The organism is Echinicola pacifica DSM 19836 (genome assembly GCF_000373245.1).
Taxonomy (GTDB): Bacteria; Bacteroidota; Bacteroidia; order Cytophagales; family Cyclobacteriaceae; genus Echinicola; species Echinicola pacifica.
In genome coordinates, this window is sequence record NZ_KB890738.1 from 679,772 (window position 1) to 695,908 (window position 16,137).

A 16,137-nucleotide genomic window follows, 5' to 3' on the forward strand; every position below is an offset into this window, starting at 1 on the left:
TCGCCCATATTTTTATGGATAAAAGAGAAACAAATAAATGACGATTCAGCAACTTGAATATGTGTTAGCGGTGGATAGGCATCGGCACTTTGGACATGCCGCTGAGGCCTGTTTTGTGACCCAACCCACACTTAGCGCCCAGATTCATAAATTGGAGCGGGAGCTGGATGTGGTGATTTTTGACCGGTCAAAGATGCCGGTGATTCCCACGGAGATCGGCTCACAGCTGATCGAACAAGCCAAGCGGGTGGTGTCCGAGAGCAAGGGCATCTATGAGATGATAGCAAATCTAAAGGGAAATATCAGTGGGATAATTAAGCTAGGCATTATTCCTACTTTGGCTCCGTACCTGCTGCATCTGTTTATCAGGAAATTTTTAGAGAAATTTCCGAATGTACAATTGCAAGTAGAAGAACTGATCACTGAGGAGATCATCAAAAGGCTTCGTAATGATGAGCTGGACCTGGGTATCGTGGTGACGCCGATGCAGGAGCAGGGTATAATAGAGAAACCAATGTTTTATGAGAAGTTTTATGCTTATTTGTCCGAAGGACATGAGCTGCTTCAGAAGAAGGAAATAGATGTAAAAGACCTGATGGGCGATGATTTTTGGGTACTGCAGCAAGGGCATTGTTTCAGAGATCAGGTGCTGAGCATCTGTGATCAGAATAAATTTCAGCGGATGAACTTCCATTATGAAAGCGGCTCGTTGGAAGGGCTAAAAAACATGGTAAACCGCTATAAAGGGATCACTTTATTACCTGAATTGGCCACATTTGACCTAACAGAAAGCGAGAAATTGAGGTTGAGACCTTTTGGGGGCGAAGAGCCCACACGTGAAGTGAGTATTGTACTCACCCGTAGTTTTCTGAAAAAACGCCTGGTAGAATTGCTTTACGAGGAGATAACCGAGGCTATCCCCAAGGAGATGACCTCAAAAGCCCATGGCAAGATCGTTAAATTCAAATAAGAAGCCCTTTCCTGCCAGATCCTAATAGGTGTATTATAGATTTTTTAGGCAAAGTCAAGGTGCCTAAATGACAAATAATGATTCTTTGAGTACATAAAATCTGTCTTTGACACTTTTTTTAAACGCTTTATTGTAATTTGCCGTATGATTTTTTATGCCTGAAGGATATTCCTATTACTATCTAATTCTCACTAAGAGTATTTGATTTGAGATAGCACTGATGAGGCTGACCATTTTTTGATTTTGGCTAGATGAAAATTGGTTGAATTTATAGTTTTGATTAGTGGATAAGGTGTGTTATCCAATGTTTATTAAATTAATCTCTTAAAAAATTTAATTTTTAGTCGAAATATTCCGTATTTGAAGGATTAAACAACCTGGACAAGAGTGGACGATCATATTCTTTTTCATGCGACGGATGCTATCATAGGCCTTGACCTCAGGGGAAGTATTACCTATTCCAATACCTCAGCTGAACACCTTTTAGGGCTTAGTTCTAGGGAATTATTGGATCGGGATCATAGGACTTTATTGGCAGACGACCCTAATCATACCTATGAGATGATCCGTGAATCGCTGATGTTTGGCGAGCATATTGATCCCATCCGAAGGGAAGTATTGACCAAGGGAGGCAAGGCACCGCAGTCGGTATTGGTACAGTATTCTCCCATGAAAAGTGATAAGGGGAAGTTTATGGGGATATCGGCTATTATGCGTAAGCTTACTCAGAGCGAGAAAGTAGCGAATAAGGCGCAAGCCTTGCTAGAAACCGCCCCTGATGCCATGGTGATCGTCAACCAGCAAGGGCAGATCGTGCTGGTTAATGCCCAGACCGAGGCCCAATTTGGCTATACCAAAGAAGAATTGCTGGGAAAGGAATTGGAGATTTTGGTACCTGATGATATCGTATATCAGCATCGTCACCAGCGGGAGCGCTATGTAAGTGAGCCCGTCCCCAGGAATATGAGCGAGGATATGGAGCTCAAAGGGCAGAGGAAGGACGGCAGCACTTTTCCTGTGGAGGTTTCCCTGTCTCCCCTCAAGACGGAGAATGGATTATTTATATCCGCGGCTATCAGGAATATTTCTGACCGAAAGAAGGAAGAGCATAAGTTCCGAAGATTGCTCGATAGCGCTCCAGATGCGATCGTGATCGTGGGTAAGGAAGGTCTTATCCAGATCGTAAATGCCCAGGTGGAGAAAATTTTTGGCTATAATAAAGAGGACCTAATAGGAAAGAAAGTTGAAGAGCTCATCCCTGAGCGCTATAAAAATAAGCATCCGGGTCACCGCAATTCATTTGCACATAATCCGAAGGTTCGTCCGATGGGTGCTGGGCTGGAGCTGTCGGGATTGCGCAAGAATGGGGAAGAGTTTCCCGTGGAAATATCGCTGAGCCCGATGGAGACCAAAGACGGAATCCTCATCATTGCGGCGATACGGGATATTACCGATAGGAAATCAGCGCAAAAAGAGCTGGAAAGAAAATACAAAGAGCTAGAAGAGAAGAATAAGGAGTTGGAGCAATTTGCCTATGTAGCTTCACATGATTTGCAGGAGCCCTTGCAGACGGTAATTAGCTTGACGGAGTTTTTGGCGGAGAGTTATGGCGGGATGTTGGATACGAATGGAGCCAAAAGCATGGAATATGTGCTGGCTTCTACCAAGCGCATGCGTCAGCTTATCAAGGGATTATTAGACTATAGCCAGATTGGAAGGCAGGCAGTGCTGGCAGCGGTAGATTGCAATACCCTTTTGATGGAAATAAAGGAAGACTTGAGCACTGTGATCACCAATACCAAAGCGAGCATCAAGGTCGAGAAACTCCCCATCGTACAAGGCTACGAAACGGCGCTACGGCAACTATTCCAGAACTTGCTGACCAACGCCATAAAATTTACCAAAGCCAATTGCCAGCCAGTAGTCTCCGTATTCTGTAAGGAAGAGGGTGAAAATTGGCTCTTTGGGGTGAAGGATAATGGAATCGGTATTGATAAAAAATATGTAGATCGTATATTTATAATCTTTCAACGACTACATTTGAGAGAGCAATATGAGGGAACGGGCATAGGCTTGGCACATTGCCGAAAAATAGTAGCCCTGCACCATGGAAAAATCTGGGTGGAGTCTGAAATTAATAAAGGAAGTACGTTTTACTTCACCATTCCTAAATGAAACTGATCAACGAATGGAAAAACTTAAATGCATTTTATTGGTAGATGATGATGAGCCTACCAACTTTATAAATACAATTATTCTTAAAAAAACGGGAAAGGTAGAGAAGATCGTAGCGGTACAGTCCGGCGAGGAAGCACTCGAATACTTAGAGTCCGTAGATCGCAATGAAAATCCTAAGCCCGATCTGATTTTTCTCGATATCAATATGCCCGGCATCAATGGATGGGATTTTTTGGAGGAATATAAGTCGCTGCCAAAGCACCAACGGGCTAGCAATGTCATCGTGATGCTCACCACCAGCGTGAATCCTGAGGATGACGAAAAATCACAGACCTTCCAGGAGATCAGCGAATATTATAGTAAACCCCTTACCCCCGAAAAGATCGATAAAATCATTGAATTACACTTCGAGGGAAATCATAAAGAATTCTAATTTCCCACATACATGGCCAAGCGGCTGTACTTGCATGAGGCCTTTATAGTGATAAGATCCAATTTAAAGTCAGGCAGCAGGTAATTTTTCTATTTTAGAAACACCAATTATTTTCTTCACGAGAGATCAGCCCAATTTATTCCTTTCAACAGCATAGGAGAAAGGGAGACTTTTCTATTGACTGAGGTAAACTGCCAGGATATTCCGCTGGAAATTTTTAGTATATTGGCTAGGGACATCCCCACTGGCCTCGTGAAAAATAATGATACGTTCTACATAGGACTTTTGCCAGGCTATATTTCCCTTCAACTATCTCTTGTTTTAGGGTTGATGTTTTTCATTTGTAATAAATCAATTTTATGAAAACCCGACTTCTATTTTTCCTTTTGCTACTTAGCTCCCTGGCGGGCATTGCCCAAGAGAAGCGCCCCAATGTGCTGCTGATTATTACGGATGACCAAGGCTATGGGGATTTTGGATTTACGGGCAATCCGCATGTCCAAACTCCCACGATCGATCAGCTGGCAGCAGAAAGCAGCTGGTTCACTTCATATTATGTATCACCGGTGTGTGCGCCCACCCGAGCCAGTTTGCTGACTGGCCGGTATTCGCTGCGTACAGGAATTCGCGATACCTATAATGGGGGCTCCATAATTGCCGCTGATGAATTCACCCTAGCTGAGATGCTTAAGTCGGCCAGTTATAAGACAGGAATTTTTGGCAAGTGGCATTTAGGAGACAATTATCCTTCTCGCCCGATGGACCAGGGTTTTGATGAGTCGCTCATACATTTGGCAGGAGGCATGGGCCAGGTGGGTGATTTCACCACCTACTTTCAGGGGGACAGTAGTTATTTTGATCCTATATTATGGCATAATGGCAAGCAGCAATCTTACGAGGGCTATTGCTCAGATATATTTGCTGAGGAGGCGATCCGCTTCATGCAGGTCAGCCATTCGTCCGGATCGGAGCCATTCTTCTGTTATCTATCTTTCAATGCTCCCCATACGCCCCTGCAGGTTCCTGATGAGTATTACCAAAAGTATAAGGATATTGATCCCACTCTTGGCTTTAGTACAGAGATGGACCCTTCAGATCTGATGTCTGAGCAGGATAAGGAAGATGCGCGGAAGGTCTATGCCATGGTGGACAATATCGATTATAATATGCAGAGGGTGCTAGCGGCTCTTGATGAGATGGAAATAGCAGAAAATACCCTGATCATTTTCATGACAGACAATGGTCCTGAGCAATACCGTTATCTATCAGGCTTACGTGGGAGGAAGTCCTCCGTTTACCAGGGAGGAGTGAAGGTGCCGCTGCTGCTAAAGTATCCCGGGAAATACCCTCAGCCAAATGAGATTTCTACCACTGCGGTACATATGGACATCTTCCCCACTTTAGCGGAACTATGCCAGGCCGAATTACCAAAGGATCGTGTGATTGATGGTCATAGCCTAGTCCCGTTATTGGAGGGTAAGCCTGTGGAGTGGGCAGATAGAAGTTTGTTTTTTTATTGGACAAGAAAGTACCCCGAGCTCTATGAAAATATGGCGCTGCAAAGGGGAAATTATAGACTGGTCGCCTCGGGAAATTATGATGCAGACTGGCCGGATTTTGACTTGTATGATATTGCCAATGATAGGGGCGAATCGGACAATATCAATTCCTCAAATCCTAGGCTTGCTCAAAGCATGAAGGTAAGTATGGATAGCCTGTATCAGGAGCTAATCCAGTCACCAAATTTGCAAAACCAAATTCCCATTATAGTCGGCAGCCCGAATGAAAACCCTAGTTTCCTTAGCCGCAATGACGCCAATGGACAGCGGGGGATATGGAACCAGGAAGAGGTGTTTGGTAAGTGGCGATTGATGGTCCTTGATGGAACCTATAATCTCAAATTTAAATTTCTGAAACCCGTCCCTGAAGGTGGACGAATGCTCGTCGAACTAGGTCCACTCGTCTTTCAGCAACAGCAAGAGGAGGAATCTGATTGGATAGAAATGAAGGGGGTCAAATTAAACGATATGACCGCAGATCTCATCCCGACTTATATGGGGGGTGGAAGAAATATTCTTCCTTTTTGGGTTGAAATCGAACGGGTGCAGCCCTGACCTGCCCGCCAATGCTCCTCTGCCCTAAATAAATTTAAATGAGCATATACGATGGTAAACTGTATATTTTTGGGGTTTAAGTGTAATGTTTATAGGGTGGAATTGCTCATTATTTCCTTCGAAAAGTTAGGCTTTGTTTAAGGATTTCAATTTAACTGGGAGCTTTTCTTTGCCTTCTTAAGCATGTATATTTTTGCCATAGGCAAATGCATAGTGAGAATATAAGTGCATTTTACTAATAAGACTGGATTCTCTGAAATGCGGCAATGCCAATAAACTATAGTGTGTGCAAAGTCCAATTCCAAGCATATTCCATAACTTCAGATTGGGAATAAATAGCAATGAACTGTGTGATAATAAAAATGAATCTAATAAATAGAGTGTTGAAGCAGATGGCTTAATATCTCTATCAAAAAGCCTCAGGACTCTTAAATAGGAAGGCTGGAAGCAGAAAGACTCATTTATTTCAGTTTTGGAGAATAGCTAAGAATGGGTAGCCTTTAGGGGGGAAAACTAATCTTTGAGAGAGCCTAGTTTATTGACAAAATCCCATATAGCAATGCCCATACTCACGGAGATATTCAGAGAATGCTTGGTGCCCATTTGAGGAATTTCGAGCACATGATCACTGGCAGCGATTACCTCATCTTCCACCCCAAATACTTCATTTCCGAATACAAGTGCATACTTACTTTCAGGCTGGGGGCTAAACTTATTCAGCATGGTACTATGATCGACTTGCTCAAGGGAGCAGATCTGAAAGCCTTCAGTTTTGAGAGCCGCGATGGCTTCGAGGGTATGGTCAAAATATTCCCAATCGACGGATTCGGTGGCTCCTAAAGCGGTCTTCTGAATGTCCCTATGTGGAGGGGTGCCGGTGATGCCGCAGAGGTAAATTTTCTTGATGCGGAAGGCATCGGAAGTGCGGAAAGCCGAACCGATATTATTGAGGCTGCGGATATTGTCCAGGACGATGACGACAGGGACTTTATCTGCTTCTTTAAATTCTTCCACAGAGAGCCGGTTGAGCTCCTCCATACTTAATTTTTTCATTACGCTTTTGTTTACCCTGTTGAATCGATTAATTTCAGGCTAGAAATGGTAAATTTGCCATTTACTAAAGGCATTTTTTCTTAGAATAAGATGAACCTTGCAGCGGAACGCTGCGCCTCATCCCAAAGAATACCTAGAATCCAGGACCAGAATATAGTCAGGTCTGGAACGAGGGAAATCTGCCAGATGCCAAAATTAACAGATAAGATTTAAAAATAGCGTATAAAATGGCCAAAGCAAAGGCAAAAGAAGCCAAGGAGACTCCCTTGATGAAGCAGTATAACAGTATAAAAGCCAAACATCCTGGTGCATTATTGCTGTTTAGAGTGGGTGATTTTTATGAGACTTTTGGGGAAGATGCTATTAAGGCCAGCAAGATTCTGGATATCGTTTTGACCAAAAGGGCCAATGGCTCAGCAAGCCATATAGAGCTGGCAGGGTTTCCACACCATTCTCTGGACAACTACCTTCCCAAGCTGGTGCGTGCAGGTAATCGAGTGGCGATCTGTGATCAGCTGGAAGACCCCAAAGATGTAAAAGGAATCGTCAAAAGAGGGGTGACTGAGCTTGTGACCCCGGGCTTATCCTTTAATGATAATGTGCTTGATAAGCGCAGCAATAATTACTTGGCTTCTATTTATTTTGGCAAGCAGACCTTGGGTATTTCCTTTTTGGATCTCTCCACGGGTGAATTTATGTGCGCCGAAGGAGGGGCACCTTATATTGAGAAATTACTACAGGGATTCAATCCGGCGGAGGTAATCTATTCCAAAGCGCATAAGGGCAGTGCTCAGGACTTGCTACGGGATGATTATACCACCTTCCATTGCGAGGATTGGGTGTATCAATATGACTATACCTATGAGAAACTAACGGGGCATTTCCAGACGGCCAACCTGAAGGGATTTGGGATTGAGAATCTTGAGCATGGCACCATTGCCGCAGGCGCTATCTTATATTACCTGGAAGAAACTGAGCATAAAGAGGTGAAGCATATCGCCTCCATTTCGAGGATCGCAGAGGAGAAATTTGTGTGGCTGGATAAGTTTACCATTCGTAATCTCGAGCTGGTATATCCTCAGCAAGATGGCGGAGTTCCCCTGATTCAGATACTAGATCATACGGTCACTCCGATGGGTTCCCGGATGATGAAGAAGTGGATGGTCTTACCGCTGAAGGACAAGGAGGCAATAGAGGAGCGCCTGAAAGTCGTGGAATATTTCCATGGTGAAAAGGAAATGAGTGAGGAGATTCTCTCTCACTTAAAGCATATCGGGGATCTGGAGCGCCTGATCTCCAAAGTGGCTGTCGCAAGGATCAACCCACGCGAGATGAATCAGCTCAAAAAAGCCCTTAAAAGTACCCTGCCTATCAAGGCACTGTTGAAAGGACAGAAAAATAATTCGCTCAAGAAACTTGGAGACCAGATCAACGCCTGCGAATTTCTGCTGGAGAAGATCGAGCAGGAACTGCGAGAAGAGGCTCCCATGCTAGTGCATCAGGGAAATATCATCTGCAATGGGGTGGATGAGGAGCTTGATGAATACCGACGCTTGGCGACTTCCGGCAAGGATTACCTTGTGGAGATTCAGCAGCGTGAGGTCAAAAGGACGGGCATTAGCTCGCTAAAAATTGCCTATAATAAGGTTTTTGGCTATTACCTCGAAGTGTCAAATGCGCATAAGGACAAGGTGCCTGCCGAGTGGATTCGTAAGCAGACCCTAGTGAATGCCGAGCGATATATCACTGAGGAGCTGAAGGAATATGAGGATAAGATTCTCCATGCGGAAGAAAAGCTTATTGTTCTGGAGCAAAAGTATTTTAATCTTCTGGTCCAGAGTGCCGGGGAATATGTCATTCAGATCCAGGAGAATGCCAGGATCTTGGGGACGGTGGACTGCCTGCTGTCCTTTGCCCGGGTGGCGATCTCTAATAACTATTGCCGGCCAAAGGTCGCAGATACCGATAGCTTAGAAATCAAGGATGGCCGACACCCTGTGATAGAGAAGCAGCTTCCAATTGGGGAGGATTATGTGCCAAATGACATTTACCTGGACCACAGTAGTCAGCAGATTATCGTGATCACAGGCCCCAATATGGCCGGTAAGTCGGCCCTGCTGCGGCAGACAGCTTTGATTGTATTGATGGCGCAGATGGGGAGTTTTGTGCCGGCCTCTTATGCGAGGGTGGGGATTATCGATAAGGTATTTACCCGTGTGGGAGCCTCCGATAACCTGGCCAAGGGAGAATCGACCTTTATGGTTGAAATGACCGAGACGGCGAGTATTCTCAATAATCTTTCGGATCGGAGTTTGGTGCTGATGGATGAGATTGGGCGGGGTACCTCGACCTATGATGGGATAAGCATTGCCTGGTCCATCGTGGAGTTTTTGCATAACCATCCAAAATTCCGCGCCAAGACCTTATTTGCCACTCACTATCATGAACTCAACCAGCTGGCGGAGGATTTTCCGAAGATCAAAAATTTCAACGTATCGGTAAAGGAGGTAGGAGATAAGGTGATCTTTATGCGGAAGCTAAAAGAAGGGGGCAGTGAGCATAGTTTTGGGATCCACGTGGCCCAAATGGCTGGCATGCCCAACCCTGTGGTGCTGCGAGCTTCAGAAATAATGGGGCACTTGGAGAAAGACAAGGACCTGCATCAGCAGCAGGAAAAGGTGAAGGATATGCCGAAAAATAATTTTCAGCTGAGCTTATTTGAGATTGATCCGAAGTTTAAGGAAGCTCAGGAAATGCTCAATTCCATAGATATCAATACGATCTCCCCAGTGGAGGCATTATTGAAATTAAATGAAATTAAGAAAAAATTAGAGTAAAATAAATTCTCTGAAAATCAGTAATATACTGGCTAATGGGGTGGAATTGGGTAAAAAAAATTAGGGCAAGTATTGCAGATTAAAAAAAGCTGCGTACATTTGCACTCACAATAACGGAGATAATAACGGTCACCGTATCAATTTCATACAAGCGAAAGTAGCTCAGCTGGTAGAGCACAACCTTGCCAAGGTTGGGGTCGCGAGTTCGAATCTCGTCTTTCGCTCTTAGCGAGCCCTTGAAATAAAGGGCTTTCTTGTTTCCAAGGAGTATTTTTTCAGAAGGAATTAATATCTTTGGGACGAAAATAAACTTCTATGCAGATAGAAGAAGCCGGGATGGTGGAATAGGTAGACACGCAAGACTTAAAATCTTGTGGCTTCACGGCCGTGCGGGTTCGATTCCCGCTCCTGGTACAGCTGATCATCAGCAAATAGAGCTTCCCTTTTGAGGAAGCTCTTTCTGTTTAACTACTATAAAGCCTTAATTTTTTAGCGTAGTGGCTTCAACCAATTCAGTCCCTGATAGAAGTAGAATAGCCCACGAAGAGGTTCCATGGTTATATAGAATGGATAATACCAATTCGACCCCGTCGGGGTCGTGTATTTTTTTTGTGATGTTATTTCTATAAACATATGATCCCTTTGGGATCAAAAAAGTGGCTAAAGCTCTATGAGTACACCTCAATATAAGAGGAGGATACCATTATTCTAATAATTATATGGCTCAGCGATGGTTCTGGCAGACCTCGAAGAGGTCTTATGTTTATAGCAAATAAATATAATTTAAGACCAATCCGACCCCAAGGGGGTCGCATAGTTATTTGCTTTCCAATTTCTATAAACATATGATCCCTTTGGGATCAAAAAAGTGGCTAAAGCTCTATTAGTACACCTCAATATAAGAGGAGGGTACCATATATCTAATAATTTAATGGCTTAGCGATGCCTCAGGACAGACCTCGAAGAGGTCTTATGTTTATAGCAAATGAATAAAAGTAAAGCCCAATCCGACCCCAAGGGGGTCGCATAGTGCTTTGGCTAACTATTTCTAAAAACATATGATCCCTTTGGTATCAAAAAGTGGCTAAAGCTCTATGAGTACATCTCAATAAAAGAGGAGGATACCATTATTCTAATAATTATATGGCTCAGCGATGCCTCAGGGCAGCCCTCGAAGAGGTCTTATGTTTATAGCATATAAAAAGTTAAGACCAATGCGATCCCAATTTTACTTCAAGATTCTACAAGAAGTATCTCTTCACGCCGGAGAATAGTTCCAACTTCTGATCTAGGGCCCATTTCTTATTTCATTTATCAAGGGTATAAAGGTGAAATCTAAAGTATGACTTTAATATTATTTTTGGGATAAGGTATTAATTAATATATGTTGCAAACATATTGAAATACAATCAATTAAGATCATTATATTTTTGCTTTTTGCATGAATTTTCAATGATAAATCTTGCATATACTCATATAATTTGATACAATTGTATCGGAGATAAAATAATGAGCACCTTAAACAACCTAAGAAAACGTCTAAGACGTGGACGCGTCTATCGCCGCGCCGATTTAGAGCGGTGGTCTAATTCTGTGGACAGGCATTTAGGCCAATTGGTGGATGACGGCACCTTGCAAAAGCTTTCTCATGGTCTTTATCATTATCCCAAGGAATCAGTTTATGGCCTAACTCCTCCCGATGAAGCAAGCTTAGTGCGTTGCTTTTTGAAGGATGATGATTTTTTGATTACCTCTCCTAATGCCTATAACAGCCTAGGGCTGGGTACTACTCAGCTTTATAACAAACGAGTAGTCTATAATCATAAACGTCATGGTGAGTATGAATTGGGTGGCAGAAAGTTCTTTTTCCACATGAAGCCCAAGTTTCCTAAGAAACTCAGTCCAGAGTTTTTGTTAGTGGATTTGGTCAATAACTTAGAGACCTTAGCTGAGGATAAAGAGATGGTTTTATCCAAAGCAAAAGAAAAAGCGGGCAAGCTTGATCTTGCTAAATTAAGACGTATTGTCTCAGCCTATGGGGGAGCAAAAGCCAAGAACGTGTTTTCATCGGTTTTAGAGGGACAGCATGCCTGATCAATACTTACATGAACGAGAGGATTTTATTGATCTTCTGAGAATCCTGGAACAGGAAACGGGCATACAAATCCAGTTGATTGAAAAGGACTACTGGATAATGCATGTATTGTATGGGCTGAAAAAGCAAAACTTCGAGTTTGAACTCAAAGGAGGAACTTCTCTTTCAAAAGGATACCAAATCATTCAACGGTTTTCTGAGGACATTGATATTCATATCAAAGCCCCAGCTCATTTGGAAGTAAATGAAAATCCCAAAAGTGACAAACCCAAAGCCATTCAATCTCGGAAAGACTTTTATGATTGGCTCGCAGATAACATTCAGATTGATGGGATCATTGCCATCAAAAGAGATGAGGCTTTTGACGATACCGACAAATACCGAAGCGGAGGCATTCGCTTATATTATGAAGCTCAGACAGGTTACTTAGAGGGTATGAAAGAATGCATTCTGCTGGAAGCTGGCTTTGATACTGTTACCCCAAATACTCAGCTTCTGATTAGCTGCTGGGCGTATGACAAAGCTGCCGAAAACCCAAAAGTTAAAATTATCGATAACAGGGCTTTCGATGTGGCTTGCTATCATCCAGGCTATACGTTTGTTGAAAAACTTCAGACGGTGGCCACAAAGTACAGGCAGGAACAGGAAACGGGTGAGAAGAAAGCAAATTTGATGCGTCAGTACTATGACCTCTATTGCCTTTTGGATGTTCCTGAGGTTTTGGAGTTTATCGGCACGGAAGCCTATTTTGAGCACAAGAAAGCCCGCTTTCCTAAGAAAGACTTTGAAATTCCCATAGCAGAGAATGAAGCTTTTCTACTTAGCAATCCTGAACAAAGAGCTGAGTTTGAAGCTCGATATAAGGCCACTGCCGCTTTGTACTATAAGGGGCAAGTCGAGTTTAATTCTTTAATTGAGCGAATTACAGGCGTTCTATTGGATAAAGGATGAGGTAAATTAAACCTCGAAGAGGTTCCATGGTTATATAGAATGGATAATACCAATTCGACCCCGTCGGGGTCGTGTATTTTTTTTTGTGATGCTATTTCTATAAACATATGATCCCTTTGGTATCAAAAAGTGGCTAGTTTTATGGGTACATCTCAATAAAAGAGGAGTCTACCATTATTCTAATAATTATATGGCTCAGCGATGGTTCTGGACAGCCCTCGAAGAAGTCTTATGTTTATAGAAAAAGAATAAAAGTAAAGCCTAATTCGACCCCGTCGGGGTCGTGTATTTTTTTGCTTTCCAATTTCTATAAACATATGATCCCTTTGGGATCAAAAAAGTGGCGAAAGCTCTATGAGTACACCTCAATATAAGAGGAGGATACCATTATTCTAATAATTATATGGCTCAGCGATGGTTCTGGACAGCCCTCGAAGAAGTCTTATGTTTATAGAAAAAGAATAAAAGTAAAGCCTAATTCGACCCCGTCGGGGTCGTGTATTTTTTTTTGTGATGCTATTTCTATAAACATATGATCCCGTTGGGATCAAAAAGTGGCTAAAGCTCTATGAGTACACCTCAATAAAAGAGGAGTCTACCATTATTCTAATAATTATATGGCTCAGCGATGGTTCTGGGCAGACCTCGAAGAGGTCTTATGTTTATAGCAAATAATTATAAGTTAAGACCAATCCGACCCCAAGGGGGTCGCATAGTGCTTTGGCTAACTGTTTCTAAAAACATATGATCCCTTTGGGATCAAAAAAGTGGCTAAAGCTCTATGAGTACACCTCAATAAAAGAGGAGTCTACCATTATTCTAATAATTATATGGCTCAGCGATGCCTCAGGACAGCCCTCGAAGAGGTCTTATGTTTATAGCAAATAAATAAAAGTAAAGGCTAATCCGACCGCAAAGGGGTCGCATAGTTATTTGCTTTCCTATTCCTATAAATATGCGTTCTCGTTGGGATCAACAAATGGCTAGAGTTCTATGGATATATCTCAATAAAAGAGGAGGATACCATTATTCTAATAATTATATGGCTCAGCGATGGTTCTAGGCAGACCTCGAAGAGGTCTTATGTTTATAGAAAAAGAATAAAAGTAAAGGCTAATCCGACCGCAAAGGGGGTCGCATAGTGCTTTGGCTCTGCAATTAAATTCATACGGTTCTATCCCATTAATGCATTGCCGCGATTAATTTGTCTAGGTCTGCCTTATGATGATAGGCGGAGATGATAATCCGGTCTGTGACAGGATCCTGGGGATGTGGGTAGGCAAATGAGGAGATCAAAATCCCTTTTTGAGCTAGTTTTTCTGCCCATCCTGATTTTTTGAAGGTGATCACGGGGAAAGTTGGATCATAGCGAATATGATCTTTTTTGGGGAGCTTTTGCAGGAAATAGGTCAGGTTATCCTTGAGTTTTCCAAGCTGCCGTTGGTACAGATGTTCTGCGCTCATAAACGCCTCACAATAGCCAGGAAGCGGCGGAGAGGCTCCTCTGAAGAGGGAGCTTTTCTTTATTTTGTCTATAAAATGATGCTTGGAGAGGATTATTCCTGCAGGAATAGCCAAGGCCTTTCCCAGAGACCCCGCCACCACCACTTCAGCAGGCAGGTTTTTCCACTGTGAATAGGTTCCATAGATTCCCCTACCCAAGAGCCCAAAAGCGTGGCTGTCATCGATCAGTAAATAATAATCATTATGGGGGGAAAGCTGATTTATCCAGTCAAAGGTATGTATGGAAGGCAGGATAGTATCCACCGCATTGGAGATAATCCCTATTGTTTGCCCTTCCACCTGCTGACTCCGACGGATACAAAACTCGATATAATTCTCAAATGTATCATAAGGAACGGTTTCCTTCTTCAGAGGCAAGATGGCGGGATGGGCATCTGGCGCCACCCAAAGCTCATCTGCGAGCCGGCGGACCATCCTCATGGCCAGACTAGCGGCAAGGTAACCACTGCTGAGTAATGCCGCTTCTGAGGCCCCCGCCTCCGCTGCAAAATGCCGCTCTAGCTCCTCATATACCTGTAGTTGCACATTGGAGAAGCGGCTGGCACCATGATTTGGGCCATATTTTTGGATCCCTTGAATGATGAGCTTTTCGAATTCTGGCAAGCTTCCCATTCCCAGATAGGCCGTGCCACTGAAATAGAGGTAATCGCCATGGTCCAGCGACAATCTGCGGTCTATTTTTCCGTGAATAGGATAGTTTTCCATGCCCTTTTTAGATTATATAAGCTGTGCACCGATTCCCGGGCCTGCTGGAAATTCCACCAATTGCGGACTTATCCTTACCCCTGTGGCGATGTCCTGAGACAATAACATGGCGCCATCCATATCCACATAGTCCAGCAGTGGGGCGATATGCGCAATAGCGGTGATACCCACAGAGCTTTCGGTCATGCAGCCGACCATCGTTTTCATGCCGAGACTTTTGGCCTCATGAAGCATCCTTAAGCCCGGGCTGATGCCTCCGGCTTTGACGAGCTTTACGTTGATCCCATGGAATAGCCCGTGGCATTTCTTCACGTCACTTTCGATGATGCAGCTTTCGTCCGCTATCACTGGTAGCTGGCTGTGTGCATAGACTTCCTTCATGCCCTCCAGATCATCCTTGCCTAGAGGCTGCTCCATAAATTCTACCTTGAGAAGCTTCAGCTCTTCAGAATATCGAATGGCCTGCTCCGCCGTCCAGGCACAGTTGGCATCGATACGAAAGACCGCCTCAGTATGCTTGCGCAGCTCGCGGATGATCTCCATATCATGCTCGGTTCCCAGCTTGATCTTATAGATAGGCCAGTCCAGCTCCTTCATCTTTGCCACCATCTTCTCTATGCTGGCGATGCCAATGGTGAAATTGGTGGTGGGAATGGTGGAGGGATTTAGTCCTAAGTAATGATAGAGTTTTTGCCCTTTCTTTTTGGTAAAGAGATCCCAGGCGGCGATATCTAGCGCACATTGCGCAAAGGGATTGCTCGCAAAAATATCCCTGCACTTTTCCCAAAGTTCTTCGGGAGACTCCCATGATCCATCCTCCACGATAGGCCGGGCTTCTTCCAAGGCTGCCGTCATATTCGCCACCGTCATGCCATAAAATGGATTGGTGGTGGACTCACCAAGACCGATAAGGGAGCCCTCGCTAAGCTTTACGATCAGCGTTTCTTGCACATCGCGACTTTGATGGGCGATGGTAAAAGTATGTTTTAACGGAAGTTGCTTAATTATTATTTCTAATTTCATCGGCATATGTAATGGGGTTTATAGCTGATATCGTCCTTAATGTACGTAATTATTTTTGCCCCGGGGCAATATTTATTTACTGCTAATATAGGTGATTTATACTCCCTATTTCTGATGCATTATCAGTCAGCGGGATAGCTGTATACCCTGTCCCTAGAGTGCGCATCGATTAAGAGAATTTCGATCCTTCTATCTTATTGATTCTCACAAAAAATGCTCCATAGATAATTTATGGCCCACGGGTTTTGCTTGCA

At 43.5% G+C, this 16,137-nt stretch carries 10 protein-coding genes and 2 tRNA genes; 9 read left to right on the plus strand and 3 right to left on the minus strand.

All coding sequences use genetic code 11. The features are described 5' to 3' along the window. Positions 1–37 precede the first annotated feature (37 nt). The 4 genes from B050_RS0102845 to B050_RS0102865 all read left to right on the plus strand — a co-directional run bounded on the left by B050_RS0102845 (position 38) and on the right by B050_RS0102865 (position 5,695). Positions 38–970, plus strand: a complete 933-nt coding sequence (locus B050_RS0102845; RefSeq protein ID WP_018472372.1) for a hydrogen peroxide-inducible genes activator — start codon at positions 38–40, stop codon at positions 968–970. Positions 971–1,357: 387 nt separating this feature from the next. Then, on the plus strand, positions 1,358–3,145 hold the full coding sequence (locus B050_RS0102850; RefSeq protein WP_018472373.1) for a PAS domain-containing sensor histidine kinase: 1,788 nt from the start codon (positions 1,358–1,360) through the stop codon (positions 3,143–3,145). 13 nt (positions 3,146–3,158) lie between these two features. After that, positions 3,159–3,581: a response regulator gene (locus B050_RS0102855; protein WP_018472374.1), complete on the plus strand. Its 423-nt coding sequence runs from the start codon at positions 3,159–3,161 to the stop codon at positions 3,579–3,581. A 359-nt stretch (positions 3,582–3,940) separates the two neighbouring features. Then, the gene (locus B050_RS0102865; RefSeq protein WP_018472376.1) at positions 3,941–5,695 is read left to right on the plus strand and encodes an arylsulfatase; all 1,755 of its coding nucleotides are present in this window, start codon (positions 3,941–3,943) and stop codon (positions 5,693–5,695) included. A 513-nt stretch (positions 5,696–6,208) separates the two neighbouring features. Here the strand turns inward: B050_RS0102865 and B050_RS0102870 are convergent. Then, the gene (locus B050_RS0102870) at positions 6,209–6,748 is read right to left on the minus strand and encodes an RNA methyltransferase (RefSeq protein WP_018472377.1); all 540 of its coding nucleotides are present in this window, start codon (positions 6,746–6,748) and stop codon (positions 6,209–6,211) included. Positions 6,749–6,975: 227 nt separating this feature from the next. On the opposite strand from B050_RS0102870, the gene mutS reads away from it, so the two are divergent. The 5 genes from mutS (at position 6,976) to B050_RS0102895 (ending at position 12,631) form a co-directional block, all read left to right on the plus strand. Further along, positions 6,976–9,585 (plus strand): DNA mismatch repair protein MutS, encoded by a 2,610-nt coding sequence (gene mutS / locus B050_RS0102875; RefSeq protein WP_018472378.1) that lies wholly within the window; start codon positions 6,976–6,978, stop codon positions 9,583–9,585. Between the two features lie 151 nt (positions 9,586–9,736). Further along, positions 9,737–9,809 (plus strand) — tRNA-Gly (locus tag B050_RS0102880). 106 nt (positions 9,810–9,915) lie between these two features. After that, a tRNA-Leu gene (locus B050_RS0102885) sits at positions 9,916–9,999 on the plus strand. A gap of 1,095 nt (positions 10,000–11,094) precedes the next feature. Beyond that, positions 11,095–11,679 (plus strand): hypothetical protein, encoded by a 585-nt coding sequence (locus B050_RS0102890; protein WP_026235577.1) that lies wholly within the window; start codon positions 11,095–11,097, stop codon positions 11,677–11,679. Then, a complete protein-coding gene (locus tag B050_RS0102895) occupies positions 11,672–12,631 on the plus strand; it encodes a nucleotidyl transferase AbiEii/AbiGii toxin family protein (protein WP_018472380.1) in 960 nt (319 codons plus the stop codon). The genes B050_RS0102890 and B050_RS0102895 overlap by 8 nt, the downstream gene beginning before the upstream one ends. A 1,182-nt stretch (positions 12,632–13,813) precedes the next feature. Here B050_RS0102895 and B050_RS0102900 read toward each other — a convergent pair. Then, complete coding sequence (locus B050_RS0102900; protein ID WP_018472381.1) at positions 13,814–14,860, minus strand: aminotransferase class I/II-fold pyridoxal phosphate-dependent enzyme; 1,047 nt, start codon at positions 14,858–14,860, stop codon at positions 13,814–13,816. Positions 14,861–14,872: 12 nt separating this feature from the next. After that, entirely contained in the window at positions 14,873–15,883 is a 1,011-nt protein-coding gene (locus B050_RS0102905; protein WP_018472382.1) for a dipeptide epimerase, read from the minus strand. Positions 15,884–16,137 lie beyond the last annotated feature (254 nt).